The following is a 21,450-nucleotide window of genomic DNA, read 5'->3' on the forward strand; positions in this document are numbered from 1 at the left end:
ACGTGCGGGCTGACAAGCCGCGGCGGCAGTCCGGCGGCGCCGGCGAGTTCTTTCAGCTCGCGGGCAAAGTGCTGCCGGGTGAGGTGGCCGCTTTCGCCGAACGAGGGAAACAGCCATTTCGAGGCGCCGGCGTTGCTGGCCTTGCTTTTCCGCAGCTCGTCGAGTGCTCCGAGGTAGCCGGCCATCGCCAGCTTGGAGGACTCGTTCAGCGGCACCAGCCGCTCCTTGTTGCCCTTGCCGCGCACCACGATCATCCTGGCGTCGCGGCGCGCCGCCGACAAAGGCAGCGACACCAGTTCGGAGACCCGCAGCCCGGTCGCGTACAAGACTTCCAGCAGGCAATACAGCCGCGCCGCGCGCAGCCGCTGCTGTGCATTGGCCTGCGGCGCGTCGATCAGGCCTCTGGCATGCTCCAGCAGCCGGTCGACGTCGGCGATCGACAGCACTTTCGGCAGCCCGCGGCCGCGCTTCGGGCCGGACAGGATCGCCGCCGGATCGTCGGAGCGAATCCGCTCGGTCAGCAGGAAGCGGAACAGATGCCGGAACGCCGACAATTTGCGCGCCACGCTGGTCGATTTGAAGCCGCGCTGGTCGAGATCGGCGAGATAGCCGCGCAGCACCTCGGTGTCGGCGGCGACGAAGCTTGATTTGGCGTGGCCGAGGAAATCCGACAGGTCGCACAAGTCGCTGCGATAGGCGTCGAGCGTGTTCTTGCCGGCGCCCTGTTCGGCGGCGATCATGTCGAGGAACAGCTCGATCAGCCGGGGGTCTGAGTTCTTCCCGGACGGCATGCCGGAGCCACCCTATTTCTTGAGAAACTTGTCGGCCTGGATCGTGACGGTCATTTCCCGCGGCTTCGGGGTGACCAGATTGGCCAGCGCGAAGATCGCACCGTAAATCAGCCCGCCGATCACCGCGACAATGGTCAGAAAGCGGAACAGACTGGGCATCAACGGTCTCGGGCGCGGGGGCAGCAAGAGCGGTGGTCGGGCGCCGGGTGACGATGACCATGTTCGTAACCCGGTTGCAAGAGTCTCTGGCAACCGCCTTGGCTGCGGGAGTATAGGTGGGCCGGAGCGGCGCCGGCGCGCCAACGGCTTCATTTGATTGCAGGTTCGTGGAATTAATGTCCGAGACAGTGTCCCCCGCCAGCCTTCCGACCGCCGCCGAGGCCGAGATCGTCGCGGCGCTGGGGCGGCGTCCGATCGTGCTGGTCGGCATGATGGGCGCCGGCAAGTCCACCGTCGGACGCCGGCTGGCCACCCGGCTGCACATGCCGTTTGTCGATGCCGATACCGAGATCGAGGCGGCGGCCGGGATGACCATCGCGGACATCTTCGCCAACCATGGCGAGGCGTATTTTCGCGACGGCGAGGCGCGGGTGATCGCCCGGCTGTTGGAGAACGGCGCCCACGTGCTGGCGACCGGCGGCGGCGCCTTCATGCGCGCGGAAACCCGGCAGCGGATCGCCGCCCAGGCGGTGTCGCTGTGGCTGCACGCCGAGGCCGACGTCATCCTGCGCCGGATCAAGCGCCGCGCCGACCGGCCGCTGCTGAAGACCGCCGATCCCGCCGCCACCATCGACCGGCTGATCGCCGAGCGCTACCCGGTGTATCAGGCCGCCGATCTCATCATCGCCTCGCGCGACGTGCCGCACGAAAAGATCGTCGACGAATGCGTCGAGGCGCTGCACGCCCATCTCGGCCGCGGCGCCGTCGCCGCTTCAACCCTGAGTCAATCATCATGACCGCGCCGCTCAACCATTCCGCCCCGATCAATGTCGAGGTCGCGCTCGGCGACCGCGGCTACGACATCGTGATCGGCCGCGACGTGCTGGGTTCGCTCGGCCGCCGCGTCGCCGCGCTGCGTCCCGGCGCGCGGACCGCGATCGTCACCGACCGCACCGTGGCCGAGCACTGGCTGGCGCGGACTCAAGAATCGCTCGACGATGTCGGCATCGTCTCGTTCCCGATCGTGGTTGAGGGCGGCGAGGGCTCGAAATCCTATGCCGGGCTGCAGCAGGTCTGCGAGGCGCTGATCGCGGCAAAGATCGAGCGCAACGACCTGGTGATCGCGCTCGGCGGCGGCGTGGTCGGCGATCTCGCCGGCTTTGCCGCCTCGATCGTGCGCCGCGGGCTGGATTTCGTGCAGCTGCCGACCTCGCTATTGGCGCAGGTGGATTCCTCGGTCGGCGGCAAGACCGGGATCAATTCGCCGCACGGCAAGAACCTGGTCGGCGCGTTTCATCAGCCGGTCCTGGTGATCGCCGACACCGCGGTGCTCGACACGCTGTCGCCGCGCCAGTTCCGCGCCGGCTATGCCGAAGTGGCGAAATATGGCGCGCTCGGCGATGAGGCGTTCTTCGCCTGGCTGGAGGCCAACCACGCCGAGATCGTGCGCGGCGGCAGCGCCCGCGAACACGCCATCGCCACCTCGTGCCGTGCCAAGGCGGCGATCGTGGCGCGCGACGAGCGCGAGACCGGCGAGCGCGCGCTGCTCAATCTCGGCCACACTTTCGGCCACGCGCTGGAGGCGGCGACCGGCTTCTCCGAGCGGCTGTTTCACGGCGAGGGCGTCGCCATCGGCATGGTGCTGGCGGCGGAATTTTCCGCCGAACGCGGCATGCTGGCGCCGGACGCCGCAACCCGGCTGTCGCATCACCTCGCCGAGGTGGGATTGCCGACGCGGCTGCAGGACATCGCCGGGTTCAAGCAGGAAGGCCTCGCCGATGCCGACGCCTTGATGGCGCTGATGGCGCAGGACAAGAAGGTCAAACGCGGCCGGCTCACCTTCATTCTGTTGGAAGCGATCGGCCGGGCGGTGATCGCCAACGACGTCGAGCCGCAGCCGGTTCGCGATTTTCTGGCGCGCAAGCTCGCGGACAAATCCTGAGCGCGCCAAACCAGAGCAGTAACTGAAGATGGAATGGATCACATTCGGCATCGTGCTGGCCTGCCTGGTCGGCTCGGCGTTCTTCTCCGCTTCCGAAACCGCGCTGACCGGCTCGTCGCGCGCCAGCATGATGCGGCTCGCCAGCCAGGGCAGCCGCGAGGCCGGCGTGGTCGGCGAATTGTTCGGCATGCGCGAGCGGATGATCGGCGCGCTGTTGCTCGGCAACAACATCTTCAACATCGGCGCTTCGGCGCTGGCGACCGGGCTGTTCACCGCCTGGTTCGGCGAACTCGGCGTGCTCTACGCCACCGGGGTGATGACCGTGGTGGTGGTGATCTTCGCCGAAGTGCTGCCGAAGACCATCGCGATCAACGCCCCGGACCGGGTGTCTCTCCTGGTGGCGCGGCCGATGCGGCTGATGGTGCTGGTGCTGGCGCCGCTCTTGCGGGTGATCGAGGCCATCGTGCGGATGCTGATGAATCTGCTCGGCATCCGGATCGGCGCCAACCAGCCGCTGTTGTCGCCGACCGAGCGGTTGCGCGGCGCGGTCGAACTGATCCATCACGAGGGCGGCGTCGCCAAGCAGGACCGCGACATGCTGGGCGGCCTGCTCGACCTCAGCGAATTGCAGGTCTCCGACGTCATGGTGCATCGCACCGAGATGGTGATGATCAACGCCGACCTGCCGGCCGAGGAACTGGTGCGCGAGGTGCTGGCGACCGAATACACCCGGATTCCGCTGTGGCGCGACAAGCCGGAGAACATCATCGGCGTGCTGCACGCCAAGGATCTGCTGCGCGCGATCCGCGCCGCCAACGGCGAGACCGACCACATCGACGTCACCACCATCGCGCTGCCGCCGTGGTTCGTGCCGGAGATGCGTTCGGTGTCCGAACAGCTGAAGGCGTTCCGCAGCCGCAAGACGCATTTCGCGCTGGTGGTCGACGAATACGGCGAAGTCGAAGGCATGGTGACGCTGGAAGACATTCTGGAAGAGATCGTCGGCGACATCGCCGACGAGCACGACGTGGTGTTCGCCGGCGTCCGTGCCCAGCCCGACGGCTCGGTGGTGGTCGACGGCTCGGTGCCGATCCGCGATCTCAACCGGGCGATGGACTGGCACCTGCCCGACGAGGAGGCCACCACCGTCGCCGGCCTGGTGATCCACGAGGCGCGCTCGATTCCGGAGCGCGGCCAGAGCTTCACCTTCCACGGCTTCCGGTTCCGGGTGCTGCGCCGCGAGCGCAATCGCATCACCGCGCTGCGCATCGTGCCGGTGCTACGCGAGGCCGATGGCGACGACAAGCCGAAACGCCCCGGAACGGCGCCGTGATCGCACGCGCCGCCAAGCCCCACGCCGGCGGCGACGTTGCGAAAAAACCGCGATGACGCCGAGCGTCGGGTGACGTCAGGCGCCGGCTTCGCCGGGGGCGTGCGCCTTGATGGCGAGCGCGTGCAGCTGACCGGCGAGTTCCGCGGCCAGCGTGGCGTTGATCATGCGGTGACGCTCGATCCGGCTCTTGCCCGCAAACGCTGGCGACACGATGTTGACCCTGAAATGGGTCTCGCCGCCATGACGATGCCCGGAATGGCCCTCATGAAGATGTGATTCGTCGATCACGTCGAGACTGTGCGGAGCGAAAGCTTCGCTCAACTTCTTCGTAATATCGTCTTTTGCACTCATGTCGTCGCCTTACGTGGTGACCCGAGTTTCGTCAACCGCGTATCAACCTGTCAGGTATTCGCAATGTCAAGACTTGAAGCATTTCGCGTTGCGTTGTCATAGTCCGCCATGCCCATCGATTCCTCAAAATTTTTCGACAGCATCCGCATCAAGCCGAACAAGCTGAGCGCGAAGCAGCAGGCCCGCGCCCGCGAAGACGCCGTGATGTGCGAATGGCCCGAATGCACCAACAAGGGCCCGCATCGCGCGCCGAAGGGCCGCGCCAACGAGAAAGAGTACTGGCATTTCTGCCTCAACCACGTTCGCGAATACAACCAGGGCTACAATTTCTTCCAGGGCATGGCGCCGGATGCGGTGGCGCGCTATCAGAAGGATGCGCTGACCGGACATCGGCCGACCTGGAAAATGGGCGCCAACGGCAGCAAGGGCAAGAAGGCCGAGGCGGCGATCGACGACGCGGTCGATCCGTTCAGCATGTTCAGCGAATTGAACGGCCGCGCCTCGTGGCGGCCGGGTCCCGGTTCCGCCTCGAGCGAGCCCAAGGTCGAAACCCGCAAGGTGTTCAACGCCGAGCGCAAGGCGCTGCAGGTGATGGGGCTCGGTGCCGACGCCACGCTGGAGACCGTCAAGGCCAAGTACAAGGCGCTGGTGAAGCAGCATCACCCCGACGCCAATGGCGGCGACCGCTCCACCGAGGATCGGCTGATCGAGATCATCAAGGCCTACAACTACCTCAAGACCGTGGTCCGCGGCGCGAGCTGATTTATCTTCGGCTGACCGCTGACAGGCCACACTCGTCGGCGTCATCCTGAGGAGCCGGGCTGAGCCCGAAGGGCGAAGCCGGGCGTCACGAAGGATCGCTGCAAGTACTTGTCGCTGTCATCCTTCGAGGCTCGCCGCTGTCGCGGCTTCGCGCCTCAGGATGACGAATTTTGCGTGCGGCGTGGCAGCGCGAGTCCCGGCATCCTTAAGCATTACGTCCCGCGAGCCTGCCCTTCCTCCACCAGCGGATCGCCCAGGCCGCCAGCGCAAGCGTCGCGACCACGCCGGCCACGACCGGCAGCCAGTGATGCATCCGCATCCCGCCGGACTTCTCCAGTTCGGTCGCAGCCAGCACCCCGGGCAGCACATGCGCCGGCGCCCACAATAAAATCGCCGGAATGTTCACCGCAAAGAACCGCACCGGCGACAGCCCGAGCGCACCGGCGGTGACCGGCACGAAGGCGCGGATCGGCGGCACGAAGCGGGCGGCGAACACCGCCCACATGCCGTAGCGCTTGAAGAACGTCTCGCTGCGCGCCACCAGCTCCGGATAACGCGACATCGGCCAGGCGCCGAGGATCTGGCGCTGCTCGCGATGCCCGATCCAATAGGCGGCGCCGTCGCCGATCAGCGCGCCCACGGCCGCCGAGGCCAGCACCGGCACCAGATCGAGCTGCCCACCCGGCACCAGCGCGCTCAAGGCCAGGATGATGGTCGATCCCGGGATCAGCGAGCCGAGGATCGGCACCGCTTCCAGTAGGGCGGCGAGAAACAGCGTTAGATAGGCCCAGCCGGCATGGTGGCCGGCGAAAGCGATCAATTGATCGAGGAAGGCGCTCACATGACCCCCGTTTCGGCGATGGCGCCGGCCGTGTTGCGGCGCCGCGGCGGCATGCTGCGCGCGCAAGGAAAAGCCGCGGCCGCGGCTCCGGTTCCGGGCGGCACGGCCGGCAATCCTAAGGCTTTTCGCAAGGCTGCATGGCGAATTCCGCGCCGCGTGCCTATCTTAATGAAAATGCAGCGGAACTTTGATCGCCCGACGGGCTTCTGCCGGTCGCGGCTCTCTGCTAGGTTTGGCGAAGCACTCAACCGCAGCAACATGCTTATCCGGTCCCGGGCGCGTCCGGGACCACGGAGGATTGATGACCGCCGCCATGACGACTTCGCAGGAGCCCGCCGGATTGCCCGACATGAAGGTGTCGGTGCGGCAGGTGTTCGGCATCGATAGTGATCTTGAAGTCCCGGCCTATTCCGAAGTCGATGCCCACGTCCCGGATGTCGATGCGGATTACCGCTTCGACCGCGCCACCACGCTGGCGATTCTCGCCGGCTTCGCCAAGAACCGCCGCGTCATGGTGACCGGCTTCCACGGCACCGGCAAGTCGACCCATATCGAGCAGGTCGCGGCCCGGCTGAACTGGCCCTGCGTGCGCGTCAATCTCGACAGCCACATCAGCCGCATCGATCTGGTCGGCAAGGATTCCATCGTGGTGCGCGATGGCAAGCAGGTCACCGAATTCCGCGACGGCATCCTGCCCTGGGCGTTGCAGCACAACGTCGCCTTGGTGTTCGACGAATACGACGCCGGCCGCCCCGACGTGATGTTCGTGATCCAGCGCGTGCTCGAGGTCTCCGGCCGGCTGACGCTGCTCGATCAGAACAAGGTGATCAAGCCGCATCCGGCGTTCCGGTTGTTCTCCACCGCCAACACCATCGGCCTCGGCGACACCTCCGGCCTCTATCACGGCACCCAGCAGATCAACCAGGGCCAGATGGACCGCTGGTCGATCGTCACCACGCTGAACTATCTGCCGCATGACGAGGAAGTCGAGATCGTGCTGGCGAAAGCGGTGCACTACCGCAACCCGGAAGGCCGCGACATCACCAACAAGATGGTGCGGCTCGCCGATTTGACCCGCAACGCCTTTGCCAATGGCGATCTGTCGACGGTGATGAGCCCGCGCACCGTGATCACCTGGGCGGAAAACGCCGAGATCTTCGGCGATGTCGGCTTTGCCTTCCGCGTCACCTTCCTCAACAAATGCGACGAATTGGAACGGCCGTTGGTGGCGGAATTCTATCAGCGCTGCTTCAACGCCGAACTGCCGGAGAGTTCGGTCAACGTGGCGATGAGCTGAGACAATGACTTCACCTCTCCCCGCTTGCGGGGAGAGGTGGGAACGGAGTGAGCCGGGGAGGGCGTCTCCAAGGGAAAGACGCATCAGTGCTCCCTGGCGGGCAGAGAGAGGGGAGGAGGCAGCGATGACGACCAGTTCAAAAGTCCGCTCCGAACCGACCACGACGGCACGGCCCCACCATGAGGACGATCTTTACGGCTGGGTCGAGGATCAAATCCAGCTGCTGCGGGCGAACGAGGTCGGCTCGATCGATGCCTCACATATCACCCAGGAGTTGACCGACTTGGGACGGAGTGAGTTCAACAAGCTGGTCAGCACCGTTTGGATCATTTTGCTCCATCTGCTGAAATGGGACCATCAGTCCGAGTTCCGGTCGCGGAGTTGGGTGACGACCATTGCGGAGCATCGCGACCGGATCGAATATCAGCTCCGTGACACCCCCAGCCTACGGCCGCGTTTTCCGGACGTGATCCGCGAGGCCTATCGTTATGCACGGCGAGCGGCCGCGCGCGAGACGCGGCTTTCCGAGGAGACGTTTCCAGAAGCATGCCCTTACGATTGGGACGACATCACCCGGCGCCCCATGTGGGACGACTCCAACCCGCGCTGATCGCCAAGGCCGATGACCGCTGACACCGTCGACAAAGCCCCCGAACAACTGTCTCGACCCTACGAGACCGACTATTACGGCTGGCTCGAAGATCAGGTCGCACTGTTAAAGGCGGGTCGGCTGTCGGACATCGATAGCCAGAATATCGCGGAAGAAATCAAGGATATCGGAACCCGGCAGTACGACATGCTGGAAAACGCGGCGCGGGCGCTGATTTACAATCTGCTGAAATGGGATCTGCAGCCCGATCGCCGATCCAAGAGCATGGTGTTTTCGATCGAGGCGCACCGCGATCAGATCACGCGCCTGCTCGACCGAAATCCGAGTCTTGCTTCGAGGGTGCCGGAGGCGCTTGCCAACGCTTATCTCTACGCGACCTACGACATGATGCGCGATTCCGATCTACCCCAGTCGGTTTTCGCGTCCAGTTGTCCCTACGACTGGGATACGCTTCGCGAGCATCCGATCGAATTCCAAGGTGTTGAATCGCCCACCGGCAGCGAGCATCCATGACCACATCCAACAGCAAATTCCGCGGCAATTCCCGCGAGGCGCCGACCGAGCCGTTCAAGCGCGCGGTGACGGCGTGCCTGCGCGCGATCGCCAAGACCCCGGAGCTGGAAGTCAGCTTCGCCGCCGAGCGCCCCGGACTGTCGCCCGGCAAGGCCAGACTTCCCGAGCCCGCGCGAAAAATGAGCCGGCGCGACGCCGCGATCGTGCGCGGCCACGCCGATTCCATCGCGCTGAAGCTCGCCTGCCACGACGCCAAGCTGCATCGCAAGCTGATGCCGGGCAATCCGCAGGCCCGCGGCGTGTTCGAAGCCGTCGAGCAGGCCCGCGTCGAGGCGCTCGGCTCCCGCCGCATGGCCGGGGTGGCGAAGAACCTCAGCGCGATGCTCGACGACCATTTCCACCGCGGCAAGTTCGACGAGATCACCGACCGCGCCGACGCGCCGTTGTCGGACGCGCTGGCCATGCTGGTGCGCGAACGGCTGACCGGCCTGGCGCCGCCCGCCGCCGCGAAGAAGATGGTCGACCTGTGGCGCCCGGTGCTGGAAGACAAGATCGGCGCCCGGCTCGACCGGCTCGAGCGGTTTGCCGAGGACCAGACCAAATTCGGCGATGCGATCCACGATCTGCTGCAGGCGCTGGAGCTCGGCGACGACCGCAACGCCGACGCCGACGAGGACGAGACCGAAGAAGAAAACAAGCAGGGCGAGAACGATCAGTCCGGCGCCGAAGGTTCGCCGGACAGCGAAGCGTCGCAGGAGATGAGTGCCGACCAGGCCGAGGCGTCGTCCGAAGAGATGTCCGACAGCGCCATGGAAAGCGCGCAGGCTTCGATGAGCGACGCCTTCGACGACGGCGAACTCGGCGACGACGAGACCCCCGGCGAAGCGACGCGGCCGAATTCGCGCGGCGGCAACGAGCCGCGTGGCCCGGAATATCATGCGTTTGCGCCGAAATTCGACGAGGTGGTGGCCGCTGAAGACCTCTGCGACCACGACGAACTGGAACGGCTGCGCAGCTATCTCGACAAGCAATTGGCGCATCTGCAGGGCATCGTGGCAAGGCTCGCCAACCGGCTGCAAAGGCGGCTGATGGCACAGCAGAACCGCGCCTGGGATTTCGATCTGGAGGAGGGCGTGCTCGATCCGGCGCGGCTGTCGCGGGTGGTCACCGATCCGTTCCATCCGTTGTCATTCATGAGCGAGAAGGAGGCCACCTTCCGCGACACCGTGGTCACGCTGCTCTTGGACAATTCCGGCTCGATGCGCGGAAGGCCCATCACAGTCGCTGCGACCTGCGCCGACATTCTGGCGCGGACGCTGGAGCGTTGCGGCGTCAAGGTGGAGATTCTCGGCTTCACCACGCGGGCCTGGAAGGGCGGACAATCCCGCGAGGCCTGGCTCGCCGCCGGCAAGCCGACCGCGCCCGGCCGGCTCAACGATCTGCGCCACATCATCTACAAATCCGCCGACGCCCCGTGGCGCCGCGCGCGGAAAAATCTCGGGCTGATGATGCGCGAGGGGCTACTGAAGGAGAACATCGACGGCGAGGCGCTGGACTGGGCGCACAAGCGGCTGCTCGGCCGCAGCGAACAGCGCAAGATCCTGATGATGATTTCCGACGGCGCGCCGGTCGACGATTCCACGCTGTCGGTCAATCCCGGCAACTACCTCGAGCGTCACCTGCGCCACATCATCGAAGAGATCGAGACCCGCTCGCCGGTGGAATTGATCGCGATCGGCATCGGTCATGACGTGACACGCTACTATCGCCGCGCGGTGACCATCGTCGACGCCGAAGAACTCGGCGGCGCGATCACGGAAAAACTCGCCGAACTGTTCAGCGAGACCGCGGCGCCGCCCACGGCCCCGGGCCGGCCGCGCCGCCGCCGGCTGCATTCGTAAGCTTGCGGTCGGATGGGATGGCTGGGGCTGCGGCCCCCTTGCTCTGAGGAGCATCGCATTCGCCACCTCGGAAGCGCGCTCCCTCCCCCCTTGCGGGGGAGGGTTGGGAAGGGGGTTGTGCGAGACGAAGCGCCTATTGCGTCGACCCCCACCCCCGACCCCTCCCCGCAAGGGGGAGGGGAGATTACCCGCAGGGGCCTCGTTGCGGCGATTGGATCGGTGGTCGGATCGGCCGCCGCGTTCTTCGCATCAGGCGTGCCCGGTCATGCCCAGATCGTCACCGCCTCCCCGACGCAACGTGCCGCCAGCGAATACAGCACCGACGCGCCGGTCTCGATCGAGGTCAATGCAAGGCCGCTTTCCTCGTTCGACACCCGCGATCGCTCGCATCTGCGGTTCGGCGCGCTGGAATTCCGCAGCGGGCTGATCCTGACCTCGCCGTTTCGCGGCTTCGGCGGGCTGTCGGCGCTGCGGCTCGATCCGACCGGCGAGCGCTTCGTCGCGATCAGCGACAAGGCGACCTGGTTCACCGGCCGCATCGTCTATCGCGGCCGCGAGATGGCCGGGCTCGCCGACGTCGAAGCCGCGCCGATGCTCGGCGCCGATGGCCGGCCGATCACCGCGCGCGGCTGGTACGACAGCGAGTCGCTGGCGCTCGACGGCGGCACCGCCTATGTCGGCCTGGAGCGCGTGCATCAAATCCTGAAATTCGATTTCGGCCGCGACGGCATCCGCGCCAAGGGCGAGCTGCTGGTGACGCCGCCCGCCTTGCGCAAGCTGCCGAGCAACAAGGGGCTGGAATCGCTATTGCTGGTGCCGAAGCGCCAGCCGCTGGCGGGCACGCTGATCGCGATTTCCGAGCGCGGGCTCGACGCCGACGGCAATATCATCGGCTTTCTGATCGGCGGCAAAACTCCCGGTACGTTCGCGGTGCGCCGCCGCGACGATTTCGATATCAGCGACGCGACGCTGCTGCCCTCCGGAGAGCTGTTGCTGCTGGAGCGGAAATTCTCGCTGCTGAACGGGGTGGGCATCAGGATCAGGCGCGTCGAGCTGACCCGGCTGGCGCCCGGCGCGGTGATCGACGGCCCGTCGATCTTCGACGCCGATCTCGGCGACGAGATCGACAACATGGAAGGGCTCGATGTGCACCGCGACGCCGTCGGCGAGCTGGTGCTGACCATGGTCTCGGACGACAATTTCTCGATGATCCAGCGCACGCTGCTGCTGCAGTTCACGCTGCTCGAGGAATAGTCCGTGCGCCGCGGAAGCTATAGCGTTTTCGAGCGAAGTGGATCCCGGTTCGCGTGAAGAAAACGCGTCAAAATAAGAATCTGGAGCTCCGGCTCTGATTCGATCAGAACCGGAATAGCTCTAAGCCTGCTTGCGGTCCGGCTCGCTCGCGGCGGTCAGCGCCAGCCGCACCATGCGCGCGAGCTCGGTGCGGCGATACGGCTTGGTGAGCAGCATGATATCGGGGTCGAGCCGGTTGTTGTGGATCACGGCGTTTTCCGAATAGCCCGAGGTGTACAGCACCTTGAGCGACGGATGCCGGTTCGCCATCTCGGCGGCGAGCTGCACGCCATTCATCTTGCCGGGCATCACGATGTCGGTGAACAACAGGTCGAACGCGGCGCCCTCGGCGCTGAGTGCCAGCGCTGCCGCGGCGTTGGGGGCGGCCAAGGTGCGGTAACCGAGTCCCCTGAGCTGGGCGATGACGTAGTTGCGCACCATGGCGTCGTCCTCGACGATCAGGATGGTCTCGCTGCCGCCGACCTCGACGCCGTCGACCGCCGCCGGCGCGGCCAGCCGTGGCTCGGTCTTGGCGCGCGGCAGATAGATCCGGAACGTGGTGCCGTGGCCGACCTCGCTGTACAGCGTGATGTGACCGCCGGACTGCTTGATGAATCCATACACCATGCTGAGCCCCAGTCCGGTGCCCTTGCCGACCTCCTTGGTGGTGAAGAACGGATCGAACACCCGGCCGCGGATGGCTTCCGGGATCCCGCATCCTGAATCGCTGACCGTGATCATCACATAGGGCCCGGGCTCGCCCTCCGCATAGCGCCGGACATAATCCTGGTCGAGCACCACATTGGTGGTCTCCAGCGTCAACGTTCCACCGTCCGGCATGGCGTCGCGGGCGTTGACCGCCAGATTGACCAGCGCGGCGTCGAGCTGACCGCGGTCGACGAAGATCGGCCACACTCCTTCCTGCAGCACTTCGCGGATTTCGATCTGCTCGCCGAGCGTCGGCCGCAGCAAGTTCTGCAGATCGCTGAGCAGCGCGTTGGTGCCGGTCTCGCAGGGCTGCAACGGCTGTTTGCGCGCGAATGCCAGCAGATGCCGGGTCAGCTCCGCACCGCGGTCTGCGGCCTCGGAGATCAGCTTGGTGATCGCCGCGCATTCCGGTCGATCGGCCACGGCGGTGCTGAGGATATCGATGGTGCCGGTGATCACCGTCAACATGTTGTTGAAGTCGTGGGCGATGCCGCCGGTCAATTGACCGATCGATTCCATCTTCTGGGCCTGGCGCAATTGCTGCTCGGCGATGGTCTTTTCGGTGAGGTCGCGCATGAAGGCGTTGACCACATAGCCGCCGTTGCGATTCAGCGCCGTCAGCGCCGCCTCGATCTGGATCGCGGCGCCGTCGCGGCGGATCGCCTCGGTCTCGATGCGATAGCCGGTGCCGCCGAGATCGACCGAGTCGATGAACCTCTGGTAGCTCTCCTTGTTCTCGCTGATCTGATCGGGCGCGAAGATCAGCGTGCCGATATTCTTGCCCAGCGCCTCGCCCCGCGACCAGCCGAACAGCGTTTCGGCGTGCGGGCTCCATTCGATGATCGCTCCGCCGGGGTCGATCTGCACGAAGGCGTCGAGTGCGGTGTCGATGATGGCGCGCGCCATCCGCTCGCTCTCGCGCAATTCGTCCTGCGCCTTCTTGGTCAGGGTGACGTCGTGATAGACCATCACCGCGCCTTGCGGAATTCCGGCTTCGCTGAGGATGGGGCGGCCGTTGGCCACCAGATAGGATTTGCGGCCGGTTGCGAAGGGCCGGGCCACGAACTCGAAATTCTCGACGGTCTCGCCGCGGAACGCCCGCACCAGCGGCGATCGGTCCAGCGGCAGCGGCGTGACGCCGTCGGAATAGAAACGCTCGAACGTGCGCACCGCGTTGAAATTGCCGACGTCGGTCGGGCTGCCGAACAGCTTGCGCGCGGCGAGGTTGGTGAGGATGACGTGACCGTCGGCGCCGGCGATCAGCACTGGGTCCACCATGTTGTTCAGCGTGTTGTTGAGCACTTCGGCGATCCGGCTGCGCTCGGCGATTTCTTCGTTGAGTTCGGCGGTCTTGCGCTGCGATTCCGAGGTCATGCGGATGAATGCGTCGGCCAGCACGCCGATCTCGCTGCTGCCGGCCGGTGCGATCGCGATCATCTCGCCGCGGGAGAACCCCTCGACCGCCTTGGTGATCTGCACCAGCGGCTTGGTGAGCGACCGCGCCACCACCACCGCGAGCAGGATCGCGCACAGGATCGCGGTGCCGCCGCCGATCAGCGTCGAATTGCTCACCGCGGTCTGCACGCTGACCAGCGCGGCATAGGGAAACGCCTCGATCACCGCGACGCGCGGGCCGCCGGCGAGCTGCACCCATTGCCAGCCGACGCCGAAACGCTCGCCGTTGCGGTCCTGCATCACCCGCGGCCGGGCATCCGGTTCGTGCAGCGCCGCGGCGAATTCCGGGAAGTCGTCGGCGATTTGAAAACGCTTGCCGAGATCGAAGCCGAATTCCTTGGCGGGGTCGGGATTGACCAGGTAATCACCGCTGTCGTTGACCATGTAGACCAGCCCGCGGGGGTCGCTGCTGGAGCGGATCTCGGCGATCGCCGGCCGCAGGTCGACGTTGATGACGATGACGCCGAACAGCTCGCCGTCGGGGTCGTGCATCGGCGCCACCGCCCGCAGCGTCGGCACCACCGGCAGTTCGAGGCCGTCGACTTTCTTGTTCAGCTCGACTCGCGAGATATGAACCTGGTTCGGCGCCAGCTTGCTGCCTTCGATGAAGTAATCGCGGTCGCCGCGGCGGCTCAGTTCGTTGGCCGGCACGATGCGGATCGCGCCATTGGGGCCGGAGCGATCGACGCGGACCACTTCCATGCCGCCGTCGGCGATGCCGATCAGCCGCATCTGCGCGTAGGCCGGCCTGCCGGTCATTTCCGTCGCGAAGCGGTCGGCGAGCCGTTCCTTCCATTCGCGGTCGCGGAGTTCTGCATCGCGGCCCAACCGGCTGCGCAGATGCGCCATCATCAGCGCGCCGGAGGTCTGTGCGATGGAGGCATCGGTGCGCGCGCTGCGCAGCGAGGCGTCGAGCAACATCGCGGTGAGCCGGGCGTGAGTTTGAATCCGGTCGAGCGCCCGCGGCAGGATCAGCGACATCACGCTTCGATACGTCAGCACGCCGAGCGCGATGGTCGTGAACAACACCAGCGCGACCATGGCCGTCGCCATGCGTGTGGACAGTTTCATGACTGCGTCCTGCGCGTTTGTGCGAGACTCGCCGACGCGTCCTCGACCTCGGCAAACTACGCGATTCGTGTCGTCAATACGGCATCAATGCGACCTGGTAGTATTACGAGGTGAACCCATCGGCGCTCGCACCCGCAGCAAAAACGGCCGGGTCTTGCGACCCGGCCGTTGTCAATTCTGTTGGCTGAAGAAGCGGGCTCCGGCGGTGCGCCGGGCCGGCCGATTACGCCTGAGCGGCGAGTTCGGCGGTCAGTTTCTTCTTTTCGATCTGGCGCTTGATGTCGACCGCCTTCGGCGACAGCTCGGCGTCCTTGGCCTTGAGTAGGAAGCCGTCGAGGCCGCCGCGATGGTCGACCGACTTCAGCGCGTTGGTCGAGACCCGCAGCCGCACCGCGCGGCCGAGCGCGTCGGACAGGAAGGTCACGTTGACCAGGTTCGGCAGAAACCGACGCTTGGTCTTGATGTTCGAGTGGCTGACCTTGTGGCCAACTTGCGCACCCTTAGCGGTCAGTTCGCAGCGCCGAGACATGGCGAAAATCCTCTGTCATCCCCGGATCGCCCACAGGCGGCGCGGGGGTTGAAAAAACACGTCCATTTCAGGAACCGCGGACCTATAGGGGCAGAGCCGTCCATCGTCAAGCGCGCAGGGCCGGTAATGCCCCGCACGGGCTGTGCTCGCGGGTTCCCAAAGGCCAGCGGGCGGCTTGAAATTTCCTCGCCGGTGCAATCATATAAACGACGTATTCCGTCCCGAATAAAGCTGTTCGCGCCCGCTTATTGCGGCGGCTGCGAGGCGCCTCACGCAGGCCGGTCGGCGTTGGAGTTTTGGCCTATGGCGCAGCATCTCGTCCCGCAGGATCCTCGTTGGTGACCCGTTCGGCCGTGATTTCATCTGCCGCGATCGCAAGCCTTGCGTCCGCCGCGCGCGGCTTTTGCCGCGGGGTGCTGGTTCTGCTCGGCCTGATGGCGATGGCGCAGACCATGCCGGCGCGCGCCCAGGGCAGCCTCGACGCGCGCTATGAGGCGACGCTGGCCGGAATTCCGGTCGGCAAGGGCGTCTGGCGGATCGATATCGGCGACGATCAATACGCCGCCTCCGCCAGCGGCGGCTCGTCGGGATTGCTGAAGGCGTTCGCCGGCGGCGACGGCACCGGCGCCTCGCAGGGCCGGGTGATCAATGGTCAGCTGCAGCCGACCAGCTATAACGCCACCACCACGACCTCGCGCAAATCGGAATCGATCCGGATGACGCTGGCCGGTGGCGTGATCAAGGATTTTGCCATCGAGCCGGAGCCGCCGGTGGATGCCGACCGCATCCCGGTGACCGAGGCGCATCGCCGCGGCGTGTCCGATCCGATGACCGGCTCGCTGTTGCGGGCGGCCGGCAGCGGCGATCCGCTCGCCGCCGAATCCTGCCGCGCGACGACTGCGATTTTCGACGGCCGGATGCGCTACGACCTGCGGCTGGATTTCAAGCGCATGGATACGGTCAAGGCCGAGAAGGGCTATCGCGGCCCGGCGCTGGTCTGTGCGATCTATTTCTCGCCGATCTCCGGCTACATCGCCGATCGTGCGGCGATCAAATATCTGGTCGCGCAGCGCGACATGGAGGTCTGGCTGGTGCCGCTCGCCGGCACCCGCATCCTGGTGCCTTTCCGCCTGAAGATCCCGACCCCGCTCGGCAATGCGGTGCTCGAGGCCACGCAATTCATCACCGTGGCGACCGCGCCGCGCGCGGCCTCCAAGACCCAATAGCAGGCCCGGCAGGTCCCACAGCGACCCGGCAGGAGTTTGGTTTGCGCAAGCGTCGCCGCAGCGACGCTGCGGCCGGTTTGCCGAATCCTCAAGGAGGCACGGAATCATGTTGACTCCCGACGCGATCGCGAAATCGGTGCGGTTAAGACTTCGGCCGCGCGCGTGGCGCTGGCATCGTCACGCCGCACCCGATCTGGTATCGTCGAGCGGTGGTTTATCGAGATATTGACAGCCCGCCCGCCGCAACCCCGCGAGTCACCGATTCGGGCGCGATTCGTTCCGGACTCGTTCCAAAGCTTAAGGTTTGATCTGGCAGGCGTCGCATTGTGACACATCTATGAGCGCCTATCAGCGCCGCCCCCGTCATCGGTTCCGGAATAAGCAATCGCCATGGCATTTTTGACTTCAGGATCAGCATTTCCCAGCGAACGCGCCGCCGGCGCGGGCGTCACCGCGGTGCTCGGTCCGACCAATACCGGCAAGACCCATCTGGCGATCGAGCGGATGCTGGCGCATTCCTCTGGCGTCATCGGCTTGCCGCTGCGGCTGCTGGCGCGCGAGGTCTATAACAAGATCGTCGATCGCGCCGGGCCGGACGCGGTGGCGCTGATCACCGGCGAGGAGAAGATCAAGCCGCCGAAGCCGCGCTATTGGGTGTCCACCGTCGAGGCGATGCCGCGCGATCTCGACGTGTCGTTTCTCGCTGTCGACGAGATCCAGATCGCCGCCGATCTGGAACGCGGCCACGTCTTCACCGACCGCATCCTGCATCGCCGCGGCCGCGATGAGACGCTGCTGCTCGGCGCCGCGACAATGCGGCCGATCATCGAACGGCTGCTGCCGGGCGCCAGCATCGTCACCCGTCCGCGGCTCTCGCAACTGGAATTTTCCGGCGACCGCAAGATCACAAGACAGCCGCGGCGCACCGCGATCGTGGCATTCTCCGCCGACGAAGTTTACGCCATCGCCGAATTGATCCGCCGCCAGCACGGCGGCGCCGCGGTGGTGCTGGGATCGCTATCGCCACGCACCCGCAACGCCCAGGTGGCGATGTATCAGTCCGGCGACGTCGACTATCTGGTGGCGACCGATGCGGTCGGCATGGGGCTCAATCTCGACGTCGATCACGTCGCCTTCGCCTCCGACCGCAAATATGACGGCTATCAATTCCGCCGGCTCAATCCGTCGGAATTCGCTCAGATCGCCGGCCGCGCTGGTCGCGCGACCCGCAACGGCACCTTCGGCACCACCGGCCGCTGCGCTCCGTTCGAGCCGGAATTAGTCAACGCGCTGCAAAATCATACCTTTGACAGCGTCAAAACCCTGCAATGGCGCAATTCGCGGTTGGATTTTTCCTCACTCAGCGCGCTGCAGGTGTCGCTGTCGCTGACGCCCGGCCACGATGCGCTGACCCGCGCGCCGATCGCCGAGGACCTGGGGGTGCTCGATCATGCCGCGCGTGACGGCGAAGTTCGCGACATCGCCCATGGCGCTGCGGCCGTCGAACGTCTATGGGACGCCTGCCAGATTCCGGATTATCGGAAGATCGCGCCGGCGGCGCACGCCGAGCTTGTGACGACGTTGTTCGGCTATTTGATGCGGAAAGGCAGAATTCCGGATGCATGGTTTGCGACCCAGATCGCCCAGGCTGATCGAACCGATGGCGACATCGACACGTTATCCGGACGGATCGCACAAATCCGAACCTGGACCTTCGTGGCCAATCGTCCGGACTGGTTGGCCGACCCCGAGCACTGGCAGGGCATCTCGCGAGAACTCGAAAATAAATTGTCCGATGCGCTCCACGAACGGCTAACAGAACGTTTCGTTGATCGCCGTACCAGTGTATTGATGCGCCGCCTGCGGGAAAATACGATGTTGAACACCGAAATTGGGAAGACCGGCGAAGTGATCGTAGAGGGCCATGTGATCGGCCGTCTCGATGGATTCACCTTTGCGCCGGATGCCGCCGAGGCGGGCTCCGAGGCCAAGGCCTTGCAGGCCGCGGCGCTGAAAGCGCTGGCCGGCGAGATCGAGAGCCGCGCCGAGAAGTTGGCGGCGGCGCCAGACGATCAGTTCGTGCTGGCCTCCGACGGCACGGTGCGCTGGACCGGCGACGCGGTGGCCAAGCTGGTGGCGGCCGATGACGCGCTGCATCCGCGGCTGCGCATCGTCGCCGACGATCGGCTGGCGGGCGCCGCGCGCGAGGCGGTGCAGACCCGGCTCGAACTGTGGCTGAAGACCCATATCGAAAAACTGCTTGGACCGTTGTTCGACCTTTCCAAGGCCGAGGACGTCACCGGCATCGCCCGCGGCATCGCGTTTCAACTGATCGAAGCGCTCGGCGTGCTGGAGCGCGCCAAGATCGCCGCCGAGATGAAGGACCTCGACCAGACCTCGCGTGCGGTGCTGCGCAAATACGGCGTGCGGTTCGGCGCCTATCACATCTACCTGCCCTCGCTGTTGAAACCCGCGGCGCGCGCGCTGGCCTCGCTGCTGTGGGCGCAGAAGCGCGACCACGTCGATCTGTCGGCGTTGTCCGGCGCGCAGCATCTGGCCGGAAGCGGCCGCACGTCGTTTCCGGTCGACAAGCAGCTCGATCGCGACGCCTATCGCACGCTGGGCTACCGGCAATGCGGCGAGCGCGCGGTGCGCGTCGATATTCTGGAGCGGCTCGCCGATCTGATCCGGCCGGCGCTGTCATGGCGCGAGGCCTCGCCCGGCGAAAAACCCGCCGGCGCGTTCGACGGCCGCGGCTTTGTCGTGACCCAGGCGATGACCTCGCTGACCGGATCGGCCGGCGAAGATTTCGCCTCGATCCTGCGCGCGCTCGGCTACCGGATGGAAAAGAAGCCGCCATTGCCGCCGGCGCCGCCGAAGCCGGTCGCTGAGGCCGCGCCCATTGAAGCAACCACAGCCGCGGCGAGCGCCGCCGACGCGGCCGCGACGGACGTCGCGATTCTGGAGACAAGCGCGGCTGACGCCGCCCATAACGAACCAGGTGCGGCTGACGCCGCCCACAACGAATTAGGTGCGGCTGACGCCGCACTTGCCGACGCGGCGCACGCCGCCGCTGCCGACATCGGCGCGGCCGTGCAGGAGGCCGTCACCGAGGCGCCGCCGCTCGACCCGCAGCTCGTCGAAACCGCGAGCGCGCAACAGCCGGCGCCCGAAGCCGCTGCACAACCCCAGGCCGTCGCTGAGCCGGCGCTGGACGCCGCGGTGGCGACGCCGCCCGCGCTTGCGGCAGAGCCGGTCGTCGAAACCGCCGCCGGCCCGGTCGCCGACGCGGTCGCGCCCGAGCAGGGCGCGGCGACGGATGCCGCCCCGCCGGCGAGCGCCGAGGCCGATCCGGCCGTGGCCGCGGGCTCCGATCCCGCTTTGGCCGCCGACGCCGCGGTTGCGGTTCCGGAGTTGGTCGAGGTGTGGCGGCCCGGCGGCCGCTCCGACGATCATCGGCCGCGGCACGATCGCAACCGCTACCGCAATCCGGATCGCGCGGCTGGACAGCCGGCCAATGCCGGCGAAGCCGGGGCCGCGGCCGAGCCCGGCAAGGGCGAGCGTCCGCATCGCAGCCGCCGCGACCGCAAGCCGGATTTCCGTCCGCGCCGCGATGCGCCCGCCGAAGCGGCCACCGCCGCGCCGGCCGAGGGCGCCGCCGAGGCCAGACCCGCGCAACAGCCGCGGCCGCCGCGCGACCGTGAGCGCTTCCAGGGCAAGGGGGGGCGCGGCAAGGACAAGTTCCAGGGGCCCAAGGGTGGTCGGGACGGCCGCGAAGGTCGCGAGTCCGGCGACCGCGGGCCGCGGGTATTTTCCTCCAGCGCGCCGCGCGAGCGCGAACGGGTCGCCGATCCGAATTCACCATTCGCCAAGCTCGCCGCGCTGAAAGAGCAACTCACCGCCAACCGCAAGGATTGAACCCGGCCGGGTTCGGGTGAGCAACCGGCCGGCCGCTGTGACAGTGGTGTCGATTGGAGCGCCAGCGTCTCGACAAATGGCTGTGGCATGCGCGGGTGGTCAAAGCCCGCAGCAGCGCCGCTGCGCTGGTCGAAGCCGGTCACGTTCGCGTCAATGGCGGCCGGCAGACCTCGCCGGGGCATCCGCTCAAGCTCGGCGACGTGCTGACCGTCAGTCTCGACCGCACCGTGCGACTGCTCAAGGTGACGGCATTCTCCGAGCGTCGCGGCGACGCCGCGGCGGCTACTGGACTATATACCGACCCGCAAAAGCCCGAAGACTAGGCATCTACTCTTGCAGCAGCGCGGCGCCTGCGGTAGGCCAACACTCAAAATTGGACTGCTCCGGAGCGTTGGATGACTTACGTCGTCACTGAAGCCTGCATCAAATGCAAATACACCGACTGCGTCGAGGTCTGCCCCGTGGATTGCTTCTACGAGGGTGACAACATGCTGGTCATCCATCCCGACGAGTGCATCGACTGCGGCGTTTGCGAGCCCGAATGCCCCGCCGATGCGATCAAGCCGGACACCGAGCCGGGCCTTGAAAAGTGGCTCGAGGTCAACGCCGAATATTCCAAGACCTGGCCCAACATCACCCAGAAGAAGGATGCGCCGGCCGACGCCAAGGAATTCGAGAGCGTCGACGGCAAGTTCGACAAGTTCTTCTCGGCGGAGCCCGGAACCGGCGATTGATAATCGAGCCGGCGCC

The 21,450-nt window shown here is 66.2% G+C and carries 19 protein-coding genes; 13 read left to right on the forward strand and 6 right to left on the reverse strand.

The genetic code is table 11. The features are described from left to right. Positions 1–791 (reverse strand): tyrosine-type recombinase/integrase (locus VGC77_RS10665; RefSeq protein ID WP_331171542.1); only part of this gene is annotated, 791 nt, incomplete at its 3' end. Between the two features lie 12 nt (positions 792–803). Further along, a complete protein-coding gene (locus VGC77_RS10670) occupies positions 804–950 on the reverse strand; it encodes a histidine kinase (protein ID WP_331171543.1) in 147 nt (48 codons plus the stop codon). A 176-nt stretch (positions 951–1,126) separates the two neighbouring features. Here VGC77_RS10670 and VGC77_RS10675 point away from each other — a divergent pair, with 176 nt between their 5' ends. From VGC77_RS10675 to VGC77_RS10685, 3 genes are read left to right on the forward strand one after another with little or no spacing between them, the layout of a single operon-like run. Next, positions 1,127–1,747 (forward strand): shikimate kinase, encoded by a 621-nt coding sequence (locus VGC77_RS10675; protein WP_331171544.1) that lies wholly within the window; start codon positions 1,127–1,129, stop codon positions 1,745–1,747. Beyond that, the gene (gene aroB, locus VGC77_RS10680) at positions 1,744–2,892 is read left to right on the forward strand and encodes a 3-dehydroquinate synthase (protein WP_331171545.1); all 1,149 of its coding nucleotides are present in this window, start codon (positions 1,744–1,746) and stop codon (positions 2,890–2,892) included. The genes VGC77_RS10675 and aroB overlap by 4 nt, the downstream gene beginning before the upstream one ends. Before the next feature lie 28 nt (positions 2,893–2,920). Continuing rightward, positions 2,921–4,225: an HlyC/CorC family transporter gene (locus tag VGC77_RS10685; RefSeq protein WP_331171546.1), complete on the forward strand. Its 1,305-nt coding sequence runs from the start codon at positions 2,921–2,923 to the stop codon at positions 4,223–4,225. A 75-nt stretch (positions 4,226–4,300) separates the two neighbouring features. Here VGC77_RS10685 and VGC77_RS10690 read toward each other — a convergent pair whose 3' ends face one another. Next, positions 4,301–4,576 carry a BolA family protein gene (locus tag VGC77_RS10690; protein ID WP_331171547.1) on the reverse strand — a complete coding sequence of 92 codons (276 nt, stop codon included), beginning with the start codon at positions 4,574–4,576 and terminating at the stop codon, positions 4,301–4,303. Positions 4,577–4,684: 108 nt separating this feature from the next. Between VGC77_RS10690 and VGC77_RS10695 the strand changes: the two genes are divergently transcribed. Continuing rightward, positions 4,685–5,338, forward strand: coding sequence for a J domain-containing protein (locus VGC77_RS10695; RefSeq protein ID WP_331171548.1), 654 nt, complete (start codon positions 4,685–4,687; stop codon positions 5,336–5,338). A 205-nt stretch (positions 5,339–5,543) separates the two neighbouring features. Here VGC77_RS10695 and VGC77_RS10700 read toward each other — a convergent pair whose 3' ends face one another. Further along, positions 5,544–6,179, reverse strand: a complete 636-nt coding sequence (locus VGC77_RS10700; protein ID WP_331171549.1) for a DedA family protein — start codon at positions 6,177–6,179, stop codon at positions 5,544–5,546. 301 nt (positions 6,180–6,480) lie between these two features. On the opposite strand from VGC77_RS10700, the gene cobS reads away from it, so the two are divergent. The 5 genes from cobS (at position 6,481) to VGC77_RS10725 (ending at position 11,754) form a co-directional block, all read left to right on the forward strand. Then, on the forward strand, positions 6,481–7,476 hold the full coding sequence (cobS, locus tag VGC77_RS10705) for a cobaltochelatase subunit CobS (RefSeq protein WP_184257620.1): 996 nt from the start codon (positions 6,481–6,483) through the stop codon (positions 7,474–7,476). 124 nt (positions 7,477–7,600) lie between these two features. Continuing rightward, positions 7,601–8,086 carry a DUF29 domain-containing protein gene (locus VGC77_RS10710; protein ID WP_331171550.1) on the forward strand — a complete coding sequence of 162 codons (486 nt, stop codon included), beginning with the start codon at positions 7,601–7,603 and terminating at the stop codon, positions 8,084–8,086. Between the two features lie 12 nt (positions 8,087–8,098). Further along, positions 8,099–8,599 carry a DUF29 domain-containing protein gene (locus VGC77_RS10715; RefSeq protein ID WP_331171551.1) on the forward strand — a complete coding sequence of 167 codons (501 nt, stop codon included), beginning with the start codon at positions 8,099–8,101 and terminating at the stop codon, positions 8,597–8,599. Next, a complete protein-coding gene (gene cobT, locus VGC77_RS10720) occupies positions 8,596–10,500 on the forward strand; it encodes a cobaltochelatase subunit CobT (RefSeq protein WP_331171552.1) in 1,905 nt (634 codons plus the stop codon). Before VGC77_RS10715 ends, cobT begins: the two co-directional genes overlap by 4 nt. A 219-nt stretch (positions 10,501–10,719) precedes the next feature. Continuing rightward, positions 10,720–11,754, forward strand: a complete 1,035-nt coding sequence (locus VGC77_RS10725; protein ID WP_414709639.1) for an esterase-like activity of phytase family protein — start codon at positions 10,720–10,722, stop codon at positions 11,752–11,754. A 120-nt stretch (positions 11,755–11,874) separates the two neighbouring features. On the opposite strand, the gene VGC77_RS10730 is transcribed toward VGC77_RS10725, so the two are convergent. Together VGC77_RS10730 and rpmB are read right to left on the reverse strand one after the other, a co-directional pair. Further along, positions 11,875–15,027: a PAS domain S-box protein gene (locus VGC77_RS10730; RefSeq protein WP_331171553.1), complete on the reverse strand. Its 3,153-nt coding sequence runs from the start codon at positions 15,025–15,027 to the stop codon at positions 11,875–11,877. Positions 15,028–15,250: 223 nt separating this feature from the next. Continuing rightward, a complete protein-coding gene (gene rpmB, locus VGC77_RS10735; protein WP_331171554.1) occupies positions 15,251–15,556 on the reverse strand; it encodes a 50S ribosomal protein L28 in 306 nt (101 codons plus the stop codon). 338 nt (positions 15,557–15,894) lie between these two features. On the opposite strand from rpmB, the gene VGC77_RS10740 reads away from it, so the two are divergent. The 4 genes from VGC77_RS10740 to fdxA all read left to right on the forward strand — a co-directional run bounded on the left by VGC77_RS10740 (position 15,895) and on the right by fdxA (position 21,434). After that, complete coding sequence (locus VGC77_RS10740; protein ID WP_414709640.1) at positions 15,895–16,782, forward strand: DUF3108 domain-containing protein; 888 nt, start codon at positions 15,895–15,897, stop codon at positions 16,780–16,782. A gap of 390 nt (positions 16,783–17,172) precedes the next feature. Continuing rightward, on the forward strand, positions 17,173–20,700 hold the full coding sequence (locus VGC77_RS10745; RefSeq protein WP_331171555.1) for a helicase-related protein: 3,528 nt from the start codon (positions 17,173–17,175) through the stop codon (positions 20,698–20,700). 53 nt (positions 20,701–20,753) lie between these two features. Continuing rightward, positions 20,754–21,023, forward strand: coding sequence for an RNA-binding S4 domain-containing protein (locus tag VGC77_RS10750; RefSeq protein ID WP_331171556.1), 270 nt, complete (start codon positions 20,754–20,756; stop codon positions 21,021–21,023). 72 nt (positions 21,024–21,095) lie between these two features. Next, positions 21,096–21,434: a ferredoxin FdxA gene (fdxA, locus tag VGC77_RS10755; protein ID WP_331171557.1), complete on the forward strand. Its 339-nt coding sequence runs from the start codon at positions 21,096–21,098 to the stop codon at positions 21,432–21,434. Positions 21,435–21,450: the final 16 nt, after the last annotated feature.

The organism is Rhodopseudomonas sp., assembly GCF_036404135.1.
GTDB lineage: Bacteria > Pseudomonadota > Alphaproteobacteria > Rhizobiales > Xanthobacteraceae > Rhodopseudomonas_A.

Excerpts from the sequence above, each read along its gene's own strand:
- aroB (WP_331171545.1), top strand. The coding sequence starts at position 1,744 with ATGACCGCGCCGCTCAACCATTCCGCCCCGATCAATGTCGAGGTCGCG.
- VGC77_RS10670 (WP_331171543.1), bottom strand. The coding sequence starts at position 950 with ATGCCCAGTCTGTTCCGCTTTCTGACCATTGTCGCGGTGATCGGCGGG.
- VGC77_RS10695 (WP_331171548.1), top strand. The coding sequence starts at position 4,685 with ATGCCCATCGATTCCTCAAAATTTTTCGACAGCATCCGCATCAAGCCG.
- VGC77_RS10730 (WP_331171553.1), bottom strand. The coding sequence starts at position 15,027 with ATGAAACTGTCCACACGCATGGCGACGGCCATGGTCGCGCTGGTGTTG.
- VGC77_RS10715 (WP_331171551.1), top strand. The coding sequence starts at position 8,099 with ATGACCGCTGACACCGTCGACAAAGCCCCCGAACAACTGTCTCGACCC.
- cobT (WP_331171552.1), top strand. The coding sequence starts at position 8,596 with ATGACCACATCCAACAGCAAATTCCGCGGCAATTCCCGCGAGGCGCCG.
- cobS (WP_184257620.1), top strand. The coding sequence starts at position 6,481 with ATGACCGCCGCCATGACGACTTCGCAGGAGCCCGCCGGATTGCCCGAC.
- VGC77_RS10710 (WP_331171550.1), top strand. The coding sequence starts at position 7,601 with ATGACGACCAGTTCAAAAGTCCGCTCCGAACCGACCACGACGGCACGG.
- VGC77_RS10690 (WP_331171547.1), bottom strand. The coding sequence starts at position 4,576 with ATGAGTGCAAAAGACGATATTACGAAGAAGTTGAGCGAAGCTTTCGCT.
- rpmB (WP_331171554.1), bottom strand. The coding sequence starts at position 15,556 with ATGTCTCGGCGCTGCGAACTGACCGCTAAGGGTGCGCAAGTTGGCCAC.
- VGC77_RS10745 (WP_331171555.1), top strand. The coding sequence starts at position 17,173 with ATGGCATTTTTGACTTCAGGATCAGCATTTCCCAGCGAACGCGCCGCC.
- VGC77_RS10675 (WP_331171544.1), top strand. The coding sequence starts at position 1,127 with ATGTCCGAGACAGTGTCCCCCGCCAGCCTTCCGACCGCCGCCGAGGCC.
- fdxA (WP_331171557.1), top strand. The coding sequence starts at position 21,096 with ATGACTTACGTCGTCACTGAAGCCTGCATCAAATGCAAATACACCGAC.
- VGC77_RS10685 (WP_331171546.1), top strand. The coding sequence starts at position 2,921 with ATGGAATGGATCACATTCGGCATCGTGCTGGCCTGCCTGGTCGGCTCG.